Annotated in this window: 14 protein-coding genes, 2 tRNA genes and 1 pseudogene; 5 read left to right on the top strand and 12 right to left on the bottom strand. The window is 71.0% G+C overall.

The window, feature by feature from the left end; all coding sequences use genetic code 11:
- The coding region (locus FNH09_RS35465; protein WP_152893995.1) for a TetR/AcrR family transcriptional regulator at nt 1-570 on the bottom strand (570 nt) is incomplete at its 3' end.
- A gap of 187 nt (nt 571-757) precedes the next feature.
- Here FNH09_RS35465 and hisN point away from each other — a divergent pair.
- A complete protein-coding gene (gene hisN / locus FNH09_RS35460) occupies nt 758-1,558 on the top strand; it encodes a histidinol-phosphatase (RefSeq protein ID WP_152893994.1) in 801 nt (266 codons plus the stop codon).
- 183 nt (nt 1,559-1,741) lie between these two features.
- The gene (locus FNH09_RS35455) at nt 1,742-2,143 is read left to right on the top strand and encodes a CBS domain-containing protein (protein ID WP_152893993.1); all 402 of its coding nucleotides are present in this window, start codon (nt 1,742-1,744) and stop codon (nt 2,141-2,143) included.
- A gap of 82 nt (nt 2,144-2,225) precedes the next feature.
- Here FNH09_RS35455 and FNH09_RS35450 read toward each other — a convergent pair.
- The 4 genes from FNH09_RS35450 to FNH09_RS35435 form a co-directional block, all read right to left on the bottom strand.
- Nucleotides 2,226-2,299: transfer RNA gene (locus tag FNH09_RS35450), tRNA-Met, on the bottom strand.
- Between the two features lie 91 nt (nt 2,300-2,390).
- Nucleotides 2,391-4,238: a tetratricopeptide repeat protein gene (locus FNH09_RS35445; protein ID WP_152893992.1), complete on the bottom strand. Its 1,848-nt coding sequence runs from the start codon at nt 4,236-4,238 to the stop codon at nt 2,391-2,393.
- A gap of 207 nt (nt 4,239-4,445) precedes the next feature.
- Nucleotides 4,446-4,519, bottom strand: a tRNA-Met gene (locus tag FNH09_RS35440).
- Between the two features lie 76 nt (nt 4,520-4,595).
- Nucleotides 4,596-7,553 carry a UPF0182 family membrane protein gene (locus FNH09_RS35435; RefSeq protein WP_152893998.1) on the bottom strand — a complete coding sequence of 986 codons (2,958 nt, stop codon included), beginning with the start codon at nt 7,551-7,553 and terminating at the stop codon, nt 4,596-4,598.
- Between the two features lie 164 nt (nt 7,554-7,717).
- Between FNH09_RS35435 and FNH09_RS35430 the strand changes: the two genes are divergently transcribed.
- A complete protein-coding gene (locus FNH09_RS35430) occupies nt 7,718-8,263 on the top strand; it encodes a PPA1309 family protein (RefSeq protein ID WP_162469588.1) in 546 nt (181 codons plus the stop codon).
- A 108-nt stretch (nt 8,264-8,371) separates the two neighbouring features.
- Here the strand turns inward: FNH09_RS35430 and FNH09_RS35425 are convergent, their stop codons facing one another.
- From FNH09_RS35425 to FNH09_RS35410, 4 genes are all read right to left on the bottom strand, one after another.
- Nucleotides 8,372-9,469: a YlbL family protein gene (locus FNH09_RS35425; RefSeq protein WP_152893990.1), complete on the bottom strand. Its 1,098-nt coding sequence runs from the start codon at nt 9,467-9,469 to the stop codon at nt 8,372-8,374.
- A gap of 50 nt (nt 9,470-9,519) precedes the next feature.
- On the bottom strand, nt 9,520-9,732 hold the full coding sequence (locus FNH09_RS35420) for a hypothetical protein (protein ID WP_162469584.1): 213 nt from the start codon (nt 9,730-9,732) through the stop codon (nt 9,520-9,522).
- A 172-nt stretch (nt 9,733-9,904) separates the two neighbouring features.
- The gene (locus FNH09_RS35415) at nt 9,905-10,366 is read right to left on the bottom strand and encodes a molybdenum cofactor biosynthesis protein MoaE (protein WP_152893988.1); all 462 of its coding nucleotides are present in this window, start codon (nt 10,364-10,366) and stop codon (nt 9,905-9,907) included.
- A gap of 281 nt (nt 10,367-10,647) precedes the next feature.
- A complete protein-coding gene (locus FNH09_RS35410; protein ID WP_162469587.1) occupies nt 10,648-11,760 on the bottom strand; it encodes an NAD-dependent epimerase/dehydratase family protein in 1,113 nt (370 codons plus the stop codon).
- Nucleotides 11,761-11,952: 192 nt separating this feature from the next.
- Between FNH09_RS35410 and FNH09_RS35405 the strand changes: the two genes are divergently transcribed.
- Together FNH09_RS35405 and FNH09_RS35400 are read left to right on the top strand one after the other, a co-directional pair.
- The gene (locus FNH09_RS35405; RefSeq protein WP_162469586.1) at nt 11,953-13,443 is read left to right on the top strand and encodes a zinc-dependent metalloprotease; all 1,491 of its coding nucleotides are present in this window, start codon (nt 11,953-11,955) and stop codon (nt 13,441-13,443) included.
- Nucleotides 13,440-13,973 (top strand): NUDIX domain-containing protein, encoded by a 534-nt coding sequence (locus FNH09_RS35400; protein ID WP_162469585.1) that lies wholly within the window; start codon nt 13,440-13,442, stop codon nt 13,971-13,973. The genes FNH09_RS35405 and FNH09_RS35400 overlap by 4 nt, the downstream gene beginning before the upstream one ends.
- A 50-nt stretch (nt 13,974-14,023) precedes the next feature.
- Here the strand turns inward: FNH09_RS35400 and FNH09_RS35395 are convergent, their stop codons facing one another.
- The 3 genes and pseudogenes from FNH09_RS35395 to FNH09_RS35385 all read right to left on the bottom strand — a co-directional run.
- On the bottom strand, nt 14,024-14,779 hold the full coding sequence (locus FNH09_RS35395; protein ID WP_152893986.1) for an AIM24 family protein: 756 nt from the start codon (nt 14,777-14,779) through the stop codon (nt 14,024-14,026).
- An 18-nt stretch (nt 14,780-14,797) separates the two neighbouring features.
- On the bottom strand, nt 14,798-15,478 hold the full coding sequence (locus FNH09_RS35390; RefSeq protein WP_152893985.1) for an AIM24 family protein: 681 nt from the start codon (nt 15,476-15,478) through the stop codon (nt 14,798-14,800).
- A gap of 11 nt (nt 15,479-15,489) precedes the next feature.
- Nucleotides 15,490-16,320 (bottom strand): annotated as a pseudogene (locus FNH09_RS35385) (AIM24 family protein); the annotation flags it as partial.
- Between the last annotated feature and the right edge of the window lie 85 nt (nt 16,321-16,405).

The following is a 16,405-nucleotide window of genomic DNA, read 5'->3' as shown; positions in this document are numbered from 1 at the left end:
CCCGACGCCGCCCCACCCCGGCGGCGCGGACACACAGGACAGGCCGACACGGACGGCGAGTTCGCAGGAGCGGGCCAGCTCCACGGTGTCCCGCTGGTCGGCGCCGGGACCGGAGAGCGCGGCCACGGCCCGGTCGCGGACGATCGCCACGAAGTCGCCGGGCGAGGGCAGCGGGCCGTCCGCCCGCCGCTGCGCCGGCACCACCGAGGAGGAGGGCACCGCCCGCAGTGTCGGGGCGGGCAGCCCCTCGCCCCAGCAACCGGTGAGCATGGCCCGTACGAGCGCGTTCTCGCGGGCGGCCGAGGCGGTCCACTCGGCGGTGGCGGTGAGCCGCTCACGTGCGTCCGCGTACGCGGCCAGCGCGCGCTCGATCCCGGCGAGATAGCCGTCGGCCTCCCGCCGCACCAACGCCCGGGCCAGGCCGTCCTTGCTGCCGAACTCGTTGTACAGCGTCTGCCGGGACACCCCGGCCGCCGCGGCGACGTCCACCATCCGCACCGCGGACCACGGCAGACGCGCCAACGCCGTGTAGGCGGCATCCAGCAGGGACTCCCGTGCTGCGGGCATCATCGCCTCCCTGGGCGAGGGGCTCTGCGCCCAGATTTGACGCGCACGGGGGCACTGTCAAGGGTTCGCGAAAGCACCGCGGGGCGCCCGCCGACTCCCCGTACGCGGGGCGTCCCGCGCCGCACCTCCCGGCGGCCGGCCCGCGGACCCCGGTAGCCCCGCACCCACCTCGGCAGATACGGTTCGTTACATGCCGGACTACCTGGACGACCTCCGCCTCGCCCACGTCCTCGCCGACGCGGCCGACGCCGTGACGATGGACCGCTTCAAGGCTCTCGATCTCAAGGTCGAGACGAAGCCGGACATGACTCCGGTGTCCGAGGCGGACAAGGCGGCCGAGGAGCTCATCCGCAGTCAGCTCCAGCGCGCCCGCCCCCGCGACGCCATCCTCGGCGAGGAGTACGGCATCGAGGGCACCGGCCCGCGCCGCTGGGTGATCGACCCGATCGACGGCACCAAGAACTACGTGCGCGGCGTCCCGGTCTGGGCCACCCTCATCTCCCTGATGGAGGCCGCGGAGGGCGGCTACCGGCCCGTCGTCGGCGTGGTCTCCGCGCCCGCCCTGGGCCGCCGCTGGTGGGCCGCGCAGGGCCATGGCGCCTTCACCGGCCGCAGCCTGTCCTCGGCGTCGCGGCTGCGCGTGTCGCGGGTCTCCGAGCTGAGCGACGCCTCCTTCGCGTACTCGTCGCTGAGCGGCTGGGAGGAGCAGGGCCGGCTGAACGGCTTCCTCGACCTCACCCGCGAGGTGTGGCGCACACGCGCGTACGGCGACTTCTGGCCGTACATGATGGTCGCCGAGGGGTCGGTCGACCTGTGCGCCGAACCCGAGCTCTCCCTCTGGGACATGGCGGCCACCGCGATCGTGGTGACGGAGGCGGGCGGCACCTTCACCGGCCTCGACGGCCGGCCCGGCCCGCACAGCGGCAACGCGGCGGCGTCGAACGGGTTGCTGCACGACGAACTGCTGGGGTACCTCAACCGGCGCCGCTGAAGCGTGACCGAACGGCACAGATGAGCGTGCGCGCCCTCAATTGGCCGCGCACGCCCCCTTGTTGACCTCCTCTTTGCCTGTCACGCTGTGAGCACCCCCCACTTGTGAACTTGTGCATCACCATGGGCGCCCCAGGCGCCGGGCCCGAACCAGCGGGGGTTTCCTAGGAGGTGGCTCCAACCCATGCTCGTCCGCGACGCCATGAGCACGGTGGTCCTCACCATCGGCCCCGACCACACCCTCCGCCAGGCCGCCGCCCTGATGTCCGCGCGCCGCGTCGGCGCCGCCCTGGTCCTCGACCCGGACGCCGGCGGCATCGGCATCCTCACCGAGCGCGACATCCTCAACTCCGTCGGCCTGGGCCAGAACCCGGACACCGAGCGCACCCACGCCCACACCACCAACGACGTCGTGTTCGCGGCGCCGACCTGGACCGTCGAGGAGGCCGCAGGCGCCATGGCGCACGGCGGCTTCCGGCACCTGATCGTGCTCGACGGCGGCGAGCCGGCCGGCATCGTCTCCGTCCGCGACGTCATCCGCTGCTGGGCGCCCGCCCGGCAGCCCGCGCAGCACGTCCCCGCCTGAGCGCGGCAGCGGCACGCACCGCGCCGGAACGGGAAAGAACCGAGGGCCGGAACCCTTTCGGATTCCGGCCCTCGGCCTTCAGTAGCGGGGACAGGATTTGAACCTGCGACCTCTGGGTTATGAGCCCAGCGAGCTACCGAGCTGCTCCACCCCGCGTCGATGAATGGAACACTACGTCAAGGGCGCGGACAGAAGCAAATCACTTGGCACTCCGAGCCACGGGGGCCCGCCGGAGCGTTGGCCGGGGTCAGGCCGACAGTTCCTGCCGCAGCGCGTCCCGGAGCCGGGCCGCGCGCTCCGACACCTCCGCCGGCCCCAGGGAGACGGCCCGGTCGGCCCAGCGCTGCCCCTCCGCCAGTTCGCCACGACGCGCGTAGACCAGGGCGAGCCGGAGCGCCGCCCGTCCGTGCCCGGCGTCGGCGGCCCGGGTCCACCACACGGCCGCCTCGGGCTCGCTGCCCTCCCGGGCCAGCAGCAGCCCGAGATTGAACGCGCCGTTGCGCGACCCCGCCTCGGCGGCCGCCCGGTACCAGCGGGCCGCCTCCACCACATCGCCCCGGTCGGCCGCGAGCATCCCGACGCGCACCTGCGCGCGCCGGTGCCCCTGGGTGGCCGCCCGCTCGTACCACTCCTCGCACTCGGTCTTCTCGTGCACGTGCTCACCGAGTTCGTGCGTGGACGGCGCGGGACGGCGCGCGTCCAGCACGGCGGCCAGCCGGTACGCGGCCTCCGCGCTGCCGCCGCCCGCCGCGCAGCGCAGATGCCGCTCCGCCTCCCGCTCGTCCCCGTCCCGCAGCCGGGCGATCCCGACCTGGAGCGCGGCCTCGGTGTGCCCGGCAGCCGCCGCCCGCTCGTACCAGCGCAGCGCGGTCACGTCCTCGCTCTCCGTGCCCCGCCCGGCGTACAGGATGCCCAGGTTGAACGCGGCGTCGACGCTCCCGGCCTCCGCCGCCTTGGAGAACCACGGCTCGGCGCCGGTCGTGTCGCCGCCCTGGAGCAGCAGGATCGCCAGCGCGTTCGCGGCCTCCCGGTGCCCGGCGTAGGCGGCGCGCCGGTACCACTGTTCGGCCTGCGCGGTCCGCCCCTGTTCGGCGCAGAGCAGGCCGAGGTTGTAGGCGCCGTTGTCGTCGCCGGCGTCCATCGCGGCCCGGTACCAGCGCTCGGCGGTCTGGGTCTCGCCGCGCTCGGCGTGCAGCGCGCCCAGCGCGTTCGCCGCGTTGCCGTCGCCGTCCTGGGCGGCCCGCAGCCACCACACGGCGGCGCTCTCGCTGTCCCCTGCGTCCCGCAGCAGGAACCCGAGGGCGCAGGCGGCCTGCGCCTCCCCGTCCTTGGCGGACGTCAGATACCAGCGGCCCGCCTCCTTGAGCTCGCCGCGCTTCTCCAGGATCGCCCCGAGTTGCAGGGCCGCCCGGCGGTGGCCGCGCGCGGCGGCCTGCCGGTACCACTGCTCGGCCTCGGTCTCCGCCTCTGTCGGCACGACAGCGCCGTCGCCGTCGGCCTCCCGCCCGTGCCGCCGGTCCAGTGCCCTGGCCAGTCGGTACGCCGCCTCGCGGTGGCCGCGCTCGGCGGCGGCCCGCATCCACTGCTCGGCCCCGCCGTCCCCGCGGTGCTCCAGCAGGTCGGCGAGGGCGTACGCGCCGAGGGCGTGTCCCTGCTCGGCGGACTGGCGCAGCCAGTACTCGGCGGCGGGCTCGTCCCCGCGTTCCCTGTGGTGCCGGCCGAGGGCGTGGGCGGCCGCCGCGGATCCCGCGACGGCGGCGATCCGCCACCATCCCGCGGCGTCGTCGGCGTAGCCGCGCTGGTAGAGAAGGACACCCAGGTTGTTGGCGGCGGCACGGTCGCCCGCGGTGGTGGCGCCACGCAGATACGGCTCGGCGCCGTCGAGATCGCCGCGGCGCAGCAGCATGGCCCCGAGCACGCTCATCGCCTCGACCTCGCCGGCCTCCACGGCGAGCCGCAGGCGCGCCTCCTCCGCGGCCTCGCCGGTCTCGTCCCGGTCGGAAGGCTGCACAAGGTCAGTCGGCTGCACAAAGTCAGCAGACTGCGCAAACCGCCCTGTCTCCAACAGAGTTGCCTTGTCCCCCATAACGTCCATCGTCGCACCACCCGCAACCTGGGTACATCCGGTATACCGCAGTCAGTGAAGGTCACTTCAGCGTTTTGTCGACATGCCCACAGAGAGACAAGTCAAACACGGATCCCCCCAACTCCCCCTGGCGGCGCGGCCGTCGCAGGGATCGGCACATGCGTTCGCACAGCGCGAAGGCCCGGATCCTTGGAGGATCCGGGCCTTCGCGATCAGTAGCGGGGACAGGATTTGAACCTGCGACCTCTGGGTTATGAGCCCAGCGAGCTACCGAGCTGCTCCACCCCGCGCCGTTGTTTCTCAACCGTACCACGGCGCGAGGGGAGCCCTTCACTCATTTGCGGCTCAGCCGCAGCTCAGCCCTGCTCAGCCACTGCTCGGACCGGCGCTCGGAGCAGCACTCGGACTGACACTCGGGCTGGCGCTCGGACTCGGGCTCGCGCCGGAGCCGCCGCCGCTCCCTCCGGTCCCGCCGGCCTTGGCCTGCGCGTCCTCGGCACGCCGCAACGCGTCCTGGAGATCCTTCTGCGCCTCGCCGTACGCCTGCCAGTCACCCTTCTTCAGCGCCTCCTGGCCGGCGTCGAAGGCCTTCTGGGCGTCGCTCAGGGCCTCCTGGACGGTCGGGTTGGCCGAGGTCGGCGGGGTGGTCGTGCTCTCGTCCGGCGGTGGTGTGGTCGAGGCCTCCGCCCCGAAGACCTTGTTGAGGGCCTCGTCGAGGGTGTCCTCGAACGCGGTGGCACCTCCGTAGGTCACCAACACCTTGCGCAGCAGGGGGTACTTGAGTCCGCCACCGCGTACGTAGACCGGCTCCACGTAGAGCAGTCCGCCGTCCAGGGGCACGGTCAGCAGATTGCCGTACTCGACATCGGAGTCGCCGCCCTTCAGCAGCTTGATCGACTCGGCGATGTCCTGCTCGGAGTTGAACTGGCTCTGGACCTGCTTGGGTCCGTTGACCGTGGTGTTGGTCGGCAGTTTCAGGATTCTGATCTTGCCGTAGTCGGAGGTGCCCGGCTCCGAGTCGACCGCCATGAACGCGCTGAGGTTGTCCCGCCCGTTGGGCGTGAACGTCGTCGTCAGCGAGAACGCCTGCTCCTTCTGGTCGGGCATCTTCATGCTCAGGTAGTACGGCGGCACCGCGTCGCCCGACTTGTTGGTCGGCTCGTCCGGCACCTGCCACACCTCGCTGCCGCTGAGGAACGTCTGCGCGTCCTTCACGTGGTAGCGGGTGAGCAGCTCGCGCTGGACCTTGAACAGGTCCTGCGGGTAGCGCAGATGGTCCATCAGGGAGCTCGGGATGGCCGTCCTGGCCTTCACCGTGCCCGGGAACGCCTTCATCCAGGTCTTCAGGACCGGGTCCTTGGTGTCCCACTGGTAGAGCGTGACGTCACCGGTGTACGCGTCGACGGTCGCCTTCACCGAGTTGCGGATGTAGTTGACCTGGTTCTGCTGGGCCACCACCGCACGCGAGTTGTTCGTCGCGGTCAGCGAGTCCGCCGTGGTGTCGCCGAGCGTCGTACGGGACGCGTACGGGTATCCGTTGGTGGTCGTGTAGGCGTCGACGATCCACTGGATCTTGCCGTCCACGACCGCCGGGTAGGCGTCGCCGTCGATGGTCAGCCACGGGGCGACCGCCTCGACGCGCTCCTTGGGCGTGCGGTTGTACAGGATCCGCGAACCGTCGCCGATGGCGCCGGAGTACAGGATCTGCGGCTCCCCGAACGCGACCGCGTACGCGGCCCGGTTGATCGGGTTGGAGAGGCTGACTCCGCTGTCGCCCTGGTAGCTCGTGGTCTTCTCACCGTTGTCGTCGGAGTAGTCGATCTCCTTCTGGGGACCGCCGACGATCGAGTAGGTGGTGGTCTTCTCGCCGTAGTAGACCCGCTGTTGGTACGTCCCGAGGTCGCCGGTGGACGGCAGGTCGGACTCGGTGAAGACCGGACGGCCCTCGGAGTCCGCCTCCGTGCCCTTGGCGGCGACCACGCCGTAGCCGTGGGTGTAGCGGAAGTGGTCGTTGATCCAGTTGTTCTTCGGAATGCCGTTGAGGTTCAGCTCGCGCAGACCGATGACGGTGTCCTGGGCCTTGCCGTCCTTGGTGTAGCGGTCGACGTCCAGATTGGTCGGGAACGCGTAGTAGTTCCTGATCTGTTGGAGCTGCTGGAACGTGGGCGAGACGATGTTGGGGTCCATGATGCGGATGCTCGCCGTGTCGTCGACGTCGTCGCGCAGCTTGGTCTTGTCCGTGGTGCTGCTCTTGCCCGAGTACTCGGTGACCTGCGTGCCGTCGATGCCGTACGCCTCACGCGTCGCCTTGAGGTTCTTCTCGACGTACGGCGCTTCCTTGGCCTGCTCGTTCGGCTGGACCTGGAACTTCTGCACGATCGCCGGGTACAGGCCGCCGATGAGGATCGCCGAGAGCACCATCAGGCCGAAGCCGATCATCGGCAGCTGCCAGGTGCGCCGCCACAGGGTGGCGAAGAACAGCAGGGCGCAGATGACGGCGATGCAGAACAGGATCGTCTTCGCGGGCAGGTAGGCGTTCGCGTCGACGTACCTCAGGCCCGTCCAGTTGTCGGTCGCCTTGAAGTCGCTGGACTTGACCGCGAGGCCGTACCGGTCGAGCCAGTACGCGACCGCCTTCAGGGCGACGAAGACGCCGAGGAGCACCGACAGGTGTCCGGTGGCCGCCGCGGTGGCCCGCGCACCCGGACTGGTGATGCGCAGTCCGCCGTACAGGTAGTGGGTCAGCGCGGCCGCGATCAGGGACAGGATCGTTGCGGCGAAGCCGAACCCGAGCAGGAAGCGGTACCACGGCAGGTCGAAGGCGTAGAAGGAGACGTCGAGGTGGAACTGCGGGTCCTTCTGGCCGAAGGGCACGCCGTTGACCCACATCAGCCAGGTCCGCCACTGGCTCGACGCGGACGCGCCCGCCACGAGGCCGACCAGCGCGGTGATACCGAACAGCAGCCACTTCTTGTACGGCGCGATGCCCATCCGGTAGCGGTCGAGGTTCTGCTGCTCCATCGACATCGCGCTCAGCGGCGGGCGCATGCGGTGGGCGATCCAGATGTTGAACCCGACCGCGGCGGCCATCAGCAGACCGAAGACGAAGAAGAGTCCGGTCTTGGTGAACAGCGTCGTCGTGAACACGGACGAGTACTTCACCGACCGGTACCAGAGCCAGTTCGTCCAGAAGCCCGAGAACATGGTGAACGCCATGCCGAGAACGGCGAGGACGCCCAGCGTCATGAGCAGGGTCCGGACACGCCGGGACGGGCGGCCCGCTCTGATCCGCGGCCCTGTCGGGCCTCCGCCGCGGTCCGGCATCTGGAAAGCCAAGGTGTGCACCTCGAAGTTCGCTGTCGATACGTCAGGGCCGCATTTTTGCGGGCCCTCCCCGGGGCCTCGCGATCGCAGACCCACACCTATGCAACTTACTCACGCTTTACTCGGTTCCCGATTCCGGCCAGGAACGAGGCAGGATTGTGACCATGTCCAACACTCCCATGGCGGCGAGCCCGCTCACCCGGGCCGTACTCGAGATCGACGAGTACGCCTCCGGCCTCGGCTGGGACCAGCCCGCCCGCCTCTTCGCCCTTGTCGACACCGCACGGCTGCGGGCTCAGGAACCCTCACTCGCGGCCCAGCTCGGTCTGGGTGAGGCAGAGGAGACCTCCACCGGTCTCACCCCGATCGAGCAGGACGAGATTCCAACGGACAAGGCGCTCGACGAGTTCCTTGCCACGATCGCCTGGCCCGACGCGGTGGTCGGCTGCGCGCTCACCGTGGAGCGTCTGATGCTGCCGCCGTCCGCCGAGGCACAGGTCCCGCAGGGCCTGAGCGACGCGAAGCTGACGAAGTGGGTGGCCGAGCACCCGCAGCGCCAGGAGGTGCGCATGACGGTCGCGGTGCTGCGCGACGGCGCGCGCGAGTCGGCTGTGCGCCTGCGTGAGAAGGACTCCCCGACGGAGGTCCTCACGGGCTCCGACCTGGTCCCGGGGCTGGCGGAGGCCCTGACGGCGACGTTCGAGGACTGAGTCCCTTCGCGGACCTCGACTCCGGCGGTACGGCACCGGGGGCGCCCCTTCGAGCGAGGGGCGCCCCCGGTGCCGTACAGGGTCCGGTGCCGTACAGGACGCGGCGGCTCAGCCCTTGGTGGTGCACTTCGGCAGGTCGGCCGTGTTGCCGGAGCGGATGTCCTTGAGGGCGTCGAGGGCGTCGTTCATGGTCTTCACCTTGACCAGGCGCAGCCCCGAGGGGGTGTCCCTGGCGGCGGCCGCGCAGTTGTCGGCGGGCGTCAGGAAGTACTGGGCGCCCTTGTCGCGGGCGCCGACGGTCTTCATCTCGATGCCGCCGATGGGCCCGACCGTGCCGTCGTCCTCGATGGTCCCGGTGCCGGCCACGAACTTGCCGCCGGTCAGGCTGCCGGGGGTGAGCTTGTCGTAGATGCCGAGCGCGAACATCAGACCGGCGCTCGGGCCACCGACGTCGGCGAGCTTGATGTCGACGGTGAACGGGAACGTGTGGTCGGTTCCGGCGGAGATGCCGACGATGGCCCGCTTCGCGTTGTCGTCGTCGGACGTGGCGGTGGTGATCGTGACCTTCTCGGTCGTGGTGGCCGTCCGGTTCTCCTTCTCGGCGGCGGCCTGCTCCTTGGCGGGCACGATCGTGAAGACGACGTCCTCGCCGGGCTTGTGCTTGGTCACGAGCTTGGCCACGTCGGTGGGCTCCTTGACCGCCGCGCCGTCGACCGCCTTGATCACGTCGCCGGCGTGCAGCCTGCCCTCGGCCGGGGAGTCCTTGACGACCGTCGAGACGATCACCCACGCCTTGACCGGAATGCCGAGCTCCGTCAGAGCGGCCACCTTGGCGCTCTCCTGGGACTGGCTGAACTCCTCGGCGTTCTCCTGGGTGGACTGCTCCTCGGTCTTGCCGTTCGGGTAGAGCGTGTCGTGCGGCACGACCTTGGTGTCGTGCGCCAGCCACCCGTAGACGGCCTCGACGAGGTTCATCCGGTAGTCGGCACTGGTGACCCGCACCGTGGTCATGTTCAGGTTGCCGCTGGCCGGATACGTCTTGTGCCCGGAGATCTGCAGCACCGGCTCACCACCGTGATCGCCGAGGGTGTTCACCGTCGGCCCCGGCGACAGCTCCGAGTACGGCACGGGGATGAACACTCCCGCGCACAGGAGCGCGATCAGCATCAGGGTGGAGGCGAGCATCGTCGCAGTGCGGCGTGGCATGAGTCGACAGTACGGGACGCGTCTGTCAGCGCACCGTCAGGGCCACCCCGTCAGGTACCGCTGTGCGTCTCCTCCATCACGCCGGCGGGCGACTTCTCCATCGCGTCCACCCCGCCGGCGTGCGCCTTCTCCGGCACCCCGGCGTGCGACTTCTCCATCGCGGCCCGGAATCGGGCATACCCGTCCAGTTCAGGACCGTCGCCGCGGGACTTCCTCGTCCGGTTGGCCCAGGTGCCCCATAGGCCGGCTCCGATCGCAGCCACAAGCGGAATCAGCAACCAGGCGAGTGCCCCCATGCCGACCTCCCAACCCCTATCGAGCGATCGCAACTGACTGATCAGCAGATTAACCATCTGCACTGACAACGCTCATGCCAGGGGTCCGGTTACGCAACCGGACGGAGGAACGGAAACAACCGGACGGCGGACAGGGGATTCAGCAGGCGCCGACCCATTCCTCGGTGCCGTCGGAGAACCTCTGGTGCTTCCAGATCGGCACCTCGTGCTTGAGATCGTCGATCAGCTTCCGGCAGGCCTCGAACGCCTCGCCCCGGTGCGGGCAGGAGACGGCGACGACAACGGCGAGATCACCGATCGCCAGGTCCCCGACCCGGTGCACCGCGGCCAGCGCCCGCACCGGGTACTCGGCGACGACCTTCTCCGCGATCCGCCGCATCTCGGCCTCCGCACTGGGGTGGCACGAGTACCCGAGCCCGTCGACGTCGTTGCCGCCGTCGTGGTTGCGCACGGTCCCCACGAACAGCGCGGTCCCGCCGGCGGCGTCGTCCCCGACGGCCCGGAAGACCTCGTCCAGGCTGAGCGCGGTGTCGCGGACGGCGATCAGCTTGACCGGGTCCTGCGCCGCCTGCTCACCCGGATGATCGTTCGTGGCTGCCATACCCCCATCGTGCCGCACGCCCGGGACCACGGGGAACAGCGCTTCGGCCCACCGGGCCGACGGGCGACCGCGCCACGGGTCCACGGGCTCGTGACCCGCGGATCGCGGAACACGGGTCGCGGCACCCGAATGGCCGATCGTCGACCCGCGCACCTCGGCGCACGCCCGCCGGAGCGCGCCCGCCGGAGTCCGCGCCCCGGAGCCAGTCCGGCGGAGTTCTCCTGCCGGAGCCCGCCCGTCGAGGTCGGCCCGCCGGAGTCGGCCCGCCGGCCCGGAGGTCGTCAGATCCGCCGTCGCGCCTTGCGGGCCCGCCGTACGACGGCCGCCGCGCCCAGCAGCGCGACCGTCGCGCCCGCCGCGCCCGCGGCCGTGGCGTCCTTGCGGCCCAGCCGCCGCCCGGCCACCGTGTGCCTCCCGGAGACCTCCTCCAGAAGTTCCGCGAGCACCTCCTCGTTGGTCCATCTCGGCCGCCATCCCGCGTCGTGCAGACGGCTCCCGCTGACCACCCAGGGGTACATCGTGTAGGCGAGGTCCCCGGCCGGGGACGGGGTGAGCCCGATCCGGTGCAGCCGGGCCGCCGCGCCGAGCGCGACCGCCGACGGCAGCTCCATCCGCCGGATCCCGCTGAGCTCCTCGACCTCCTCCTGTTCCAGCCATCCGTCGCAGCCGACGGCGAGCTCGCCGTCGACCTTCTCCAGGACGGCGTACTCCAGCGCACTGCACAGGTCCTCGACGTGGCAGAACTGCCACGCGGGCCGCGACCCGGCGACGACGAGCAGCCGAGGCGACTCGAAGTACCTGGTCAGCGCGGTGTCCGTCTCCCCGACGAGCACCGCGGGCCGCACCACCGTGACGTTGAGCCCCGGATGCGCGCGCGGTGCGCGCCGGGCGAGCCGCTCGATCTCCAGCAGGTCGCCGACCCCCGTGGCCTCGGCGGTCGCGCGCAGCTCGGCGTCCTCCGACAGCGGCAGCTCGTTGTCCGGCAGCGCCCCGTAGACCATCGCGGAGGTGCACAGCACCACGCGGTGCACGCCGGCCGCCGCGGCCGCGGTCAGCACGGTCTGCGTCCCCCGGACGTTGTAAGCGGTGCGCGCGGCCGCGTCGCTGCCCAGATCCAGGTCGAGCGCCAGGTGCACCACGGCGTCGGCACCGCGCAGCTTGTCCGCGATCGCCGGGTCCCGCACGTCGAGGATCTGCCATTGCGCCTCGGCACACTCCCCCCGGCGCTCGTCGATGGCGATGACCTGCTTGATCTCCTCCGACGCGGCGAGCCGCGCGGTCAGCAGCGCGCCCACACCGGACGCGGCGCCGGTGACGGCGACGACGGGCCCGCGGGCGGCGGGCGGGCCCGAGTGGTTTCGCGCTGCGCGAACCTGCGGATCTGGGGAACTCACCAGGTGTCTCCAGCGGTTGTCTTCTGTACGGGCGCGAGCGACGCGTACGTACCAGGTGGCATCCATCCTGCCGCAGGCCTTCCGTCGGCGAAGCACCGAGGCCCGATCCGTCCGCGGTGTCTAGGCTGGGTGGTGTTGTCGGGCAGTCGTGCCGCCGGAAAGAACCGGTGGCCTTACCAGCCGAGGAATCCCGTGAGTGACACCCCATTCGGATTCGGCCTTCCGCCGGAGGAGCCGGAGAACGGCGACGAGGGCAAGAAGAAGGACCAGCAGAGCGGTGGTGGTCAGGGACCGGCCAACCCGTTCGGCTTCGGGCCCGGTGGCCCTGGCGGCCCCGGTGCGGACAATCCGCTCGCTGCCATGTTCGGTTCGCTGAGTCCCAACGACCTGGGCGCCGCGTTCCAGCAGCTGGGCCAGATGCTCTCGTACGAGGGCGGCCCGGTGAACTGGGACATGGCCAAGCAGATCGCCCGCCAGACGGTCGCCCAGGGCACCGCAGACGGGGTCAAGGACGCGAGCGTCGGTGCCTCCGAGCGGACCGCGGTCGAGGAGGCCGTGCGCCTGGCCGATCTGTGGCTGGACGACGCGACGTCCCTGCCCTCCGGTGCCGGCTCCGCCGTGGCGTGGTCGCGCGCGGAGTGGGTCGAGGCGACCCTGCCCGCGTGGCAGGAGCTCGTCGACCCGGTGGCCGAGCGCGTCGGCACGGCCATGGGCGATGTCCTGCCGGAGGAGATGCAGGCCATGGCCGGCCCGCTGATCGGCATGATGCGCTCGATGGGCGGTGCCATGTTCGGCACGCAGATCGGGCAGGCCGTCGGCGTGCTCGCGGGCGAGGTCGTCGGCTCGTCGGACATCGGCCTGCCGCTCAGCCCGGCGGGCAAGGCCGCGCTGCTGCCGGTGAACATCGAGTCGTTCGGCAAGGACCTGGGCGTGCCGAAGGACGAGGTGCGGCTGTACCTCGCCCTGCGCGAGGCCGCCCACCAGCGTCTGTTCGCCCATGTGCCGTGGCTGCGCTCGCACCTGTTCGGCGCGGTCGAGGGGTACGCGCGCGGGATCAAGGTCGACACGGCCAAGCTGGAGGACGTGGTCGGCCAGTTCGACCCGCAGAACCCGGAGCAGCTTCAGGACGCCCTTCAGCAGGGCATGTTCCAGCCCGAGGACACGCCCGAGCAGAAGGTCGCCCTGGCCCGTCTGGAGACGGCTCTGGCGCTCGTGGAGGGCTGGGTGGACGCGGTGGTCCACGCGGCCGCGAAGCCGCGTCTGACGTCCGCCGACGCGCTGCGGGAGACCCTGCGCCGCCGTCGTGCCACCGGCGGTCCGGCGGAGCAGACGTTCGCCACGCTGATCGGCCTCGAACTGCGTCCGCGCCGGCTGCGCGACGCCTCCCGGCTGTGGGCGTCCCTCACGGACGCGCGGGGCGTCGACGGCCGTGACGCCCTGTGGGCGCACCCGGACATGCTGCCGACGGCCACCGACCTGGACGACCCGGACGGCTTCGTGCACCGCGAGCACCTGGACTTCTCCGAGCTGGACAAGATGCTGGGCGAGGCGGCGAGCGGCCGTTCGGGTGAGACGCCCGACCTGAAGAAGGGCGGCGCGGCCGAGGGCGGCGAGGCGAAGGGCGGCGAGGCCGGGAGCGACGGCACCGAGGGCCCCGACACCAAGGGCGACGGCACCGAGTGAGCCTGTACGAGAACGCGGTCCTGGTCCTGAAGGACCACACGGGCGGGGACGAGGACCAGGAAGGGCTGCGCGCTGCCTATCTGGACCATCTGGCGGCGCACCCGGACGGCGTGTGGAAGGCCTGCCACGCGGGCCATGTCACCGCGAGCGCCCTGGTGATCGACCCCGAGCACGGCCGGGTCCTGCTGACCCTGCACAGGAAACTGCGCATGTGGCTCCAGACGGGCGGCCACTGCGAGCCGGGTGATGCCACCCTGGCGGACGCGGCACTGCGTGAGGCGACCGAGGAGTCGGGCATCGCCGGGCTGACACTGCTCCCGGGCGGTCCCGTGCGACTGGACAAGCACCCGATCCCGGCGCCGTGCCACTGGCACTTCGACGTCCAGTACGCGGTCCTGGCGCCCCCGGGCGCGCAGGCCGCGATCAGCGACGAGTCGCTCGACGTGCGCTGGTTCGCCTACGACGAGGTGGCGGACGTGGCGGACGACTCCGTCGTACGGCTGCTGGAGGCGACCCGCGCCCGGCTGTGAACGGCCGAGGGGTGACCGACGTCACGGTCACCCCTCGTTCACATGTGCGGTCAGCTCCAGACGTTGCCCTGGTTCTGGGCCCGCGCGCCGTGCTGGCCCATGCCGAACTGGGCGGCCAGGCCCTGCCCGATCTGGGCGTTCTGTGGCGGCAGCAGCTCACTCGGCTGGACCAGCGCGAAGCCGGTGCCCATGAAGCTGAGCTCCCAGCCCTCGCCGGTGCTGCCCCGGCGCCGCCACACCCCGGAGGAATGCGTCTGGGCCTGCATCTGCACCCGCAGACCGGTGGACCAGGCGACGATCGCGTCGGCGTCGCAGTTGACGTACTTGTCGGGGGTGACCTGCATCATCAGCGGCGCGCCCGAGGTCATCAGGGCGACCTTGCCGCGGCCGGTGATGTTGAGCTGGTACTTCCCCGAGCCGGAGATGCCGTACAGGCTGTCCACGGCGATGACCTCGTGGTGCAGCGACGAGTCCATCGCGAGGACGTAGCTGCTGTCGACGGTCAGCCCGTCCTGCTCCACGTCCACCAGGTGGACGTGCTGGGCGAGGTTGGCGAAGAACACCGTGCCCTGCCCGTGGCAGCGCATCAGGTCCAGGCCCTCGCCGGTGTACGCACGCGAGCGTGACTGGTTGTTGCTCTGGTACTCGGCGTCGAACTCGACGAGTCCCTGGTAGGCGACCATCGTGCCCTTGCGGGCCAGGATGTCGTCGTGGCCCTCCAGGACGACACGCAGCATCTGCTTGCTCTGCAGGCTCCAGCGTTCCTGGGTCTGCTGGTCGTTGAAGGCGAAAAGCGGGCTCTGCATGGTGACTCTGGCTCCCCCTCAGCCCCGGAACCGCAGGCGGTCGGTGCTGTCCTCGCTGGGCTGGACGACGACGATGCCCTGGCCGGAGAAGGCCATCTGGTACGCCTCGCCGCTGCCGCGGCCGATCAGTGACTGCGCCTTGAAGCTGCGCTTGCCCTTCACCTTGAGGTTCGGGGACCAGGCGACGAGCGCGTCGGGGTCGACGTACGTCTCGTCCTCGCCGCCGCCGCAGTCCACGACGATCGGCTTGCCCCGGGAGGTCAGCGCGACCCAGCCCTGCCCGGAGATCTTGGTGTTCCACAGGCCCTGTCCGGCGAACTTCGCCATTCCCTTGACCCGCTCGACACCCCAGGTCAGATGGGCGTCGAAGGCGAGGAGGTTGGTGGCGTTGACGGAGATGCCGTCGCCGTTGAGGTTGATCACGACGACGTCCGCGCCGTAGTCGGCGAGGTAGAGCAGTCCGTCGCCGGAGGCCTTCATCAGGGGCGCGCCCTCGCCGGTCATCCAGTCGCGGGCGATCTGGCGCACGGCCGGCGGGTTGGGCTCGTACTGGACGAAGCCCTCGTAGGCGACCATCGACCCCACGCGCGCGAGGAGGTCGTTCCCGGTCTGCATGGCGACCTTCAGCATGTGATTGCCGTGGTTCTCCATGCGGGCCGTGACGGGTGCGGGGGCATAGCCCGCGAGCGGCTGGTTCATGACGGGCTCCCTCAGACCTCGTACGGCTGGACGACGATGAAGTTGCCGGGAGCGCCCCGGAACTGGAGGTTGACGCTCTCGCCGGTGTCGCCCGGGTAGGCGTTGCGCCGCATCCGGACCTGGCTGGAAACGATCACCTGGGAGGCGGCCGACCAGGCGACCACCGCGTTGCAGTCGGCGAACGTGGTGGGGGTGACCGGCAGTACGACGGGCGTGCCGTGCGTCTTGACGACGATCGTGCCGGTGCCCTGGAACTGCATGGTGAACAGGGCGCCGCCCGGGATGCCGTGGCCCTCGACGCGGCGGACCTCGTACTGGAGGCTCTCGTCGAAGGCGAGGACGTTCTCGGCGGAGACGCAGATCGCGTCGCCCTGGAGCTCGACCGGGTGCAGATGGGTGGCGTTCTCGGCGAGGAACACCTGTCCCTGGCCGGTGCAGCGCATGAGCTGCATCTCCTGGCCGGTCGCGTTGCCCACGATCCGGCCGGCGAACCCGGCGCCCTTGTAGCTGAAGTCGACCTTGCCCTGGTAGAGCACCATGCTGCCCTGGCGCGCCAGCACGGGCTGGCCGCCGATGCCGAGGTCGACGCGGATGAGCTTCTTGTTCTGCTGCGTCCAGCGCTGCCCGGTGGGCGTCTCCTTGAACTGCTGGAGCGCGGACGACACCCCGGCGCCACCCTGGGGCGCGCCCTGCGGCATCCCGTAGGGCGCGGCCTGCTGGCCCGGGACCTGCCCGAACGACGGCTGCTGCCCGTATCCGGGGGGCGCGGGCGGCTGCCCGTAGCCGGGCGGCGGACCCTGCGGGGCGTGCGGCTGCGCGTAGCCGGGGGGCATGGGCGCGCTCCAGCAGTTCAAGGAGACGCCCACCGGGCAGCGCTGGACGCAGCAGAACAAGAAGCTCATCCGCGTCGACCTCGGCATCGGCGGC

The organism is Streptomyces adustus (assembly GCF_009377175.1).
Lineage (GTDB): Bacteria > Actinomycetota > Actinomycetes > Streptomycetales > Streptomycetaceae > Streptomyces > Streptomyces adustus.
The sequence above is the reverse complement of the archived record's forward strand: the minus strand, read 5'-3'. Positions and strand labels throughout refer to the sequence as shown.

Excerpts from the sequence above, each read along its gene's own strand:
- FNH09_RS35415 (WP_152893988.1), bottom strand. The coding sequence starts at position 10,366 with ATGGCAGCCACGAACGATCATCCGGGTGAGCAGGCGGCGCAGGACCCG.
- FNH09_RS35395 (WP_152893986.1), bottom strand. The coding sequence starts at position 14,779 with ATGCAGAGCCCGCTTTTCGCCTTCAACGACCAGCAGACCCAGGAACGC.
- FNH09_RS35425 (WP_152893990.1), bottom strand. The coding sequence starts at position 9,469 with ATGCCACGCCGCACTGCGACGATGCTCGCCTCCACCCTGATGCTGATC.
- FNH09_RS35430 (WP_162469588.1), top strand. The coding sequence starts at position 7,718 with ATGTCCAACACTCCCATGGCGGCGAGCCCGCTCACCCGGGCCGTACTC.
- FNH09_RS35390 (WP_152893985.1), bottom strand. The coding sequence starts at position 15,478 with ATGAACCAGCCGCTCGCGGGCTATGCCCCCGCACCCGTCACGGCCCGC.
- FNH09_RS35445 (WP_152893992.1), bottom strand. The coding sequence starts at position 4,238 with ATGGACGTTATGGGGGACAAGGCAACTCTGTTGGAGACAGGGCGGTTT.
- hisN (WP_152893994.1), top strand. The coding sequence starts at position 758 with ATGCCGGACTACCTGGACGACCTCCGCCTCGCCCACGTCCTCGCCGAC.
- FNH09_RS35455 (WP_152893993.1), top strand. The coding sequence starts at position 1,742 with ATGCTCGTCCGCGACGCCATGAGCACGGTGGTCCTCACCATCGGCCCC.
- FNH09_RS35435 (WP_152893998.1), bottom strand. The coding sequence starts at position 7,553 with ATGCCGGACCGCGGCGGAGGCCCGACAGGGCCGCGGATCAGAGCGGGC.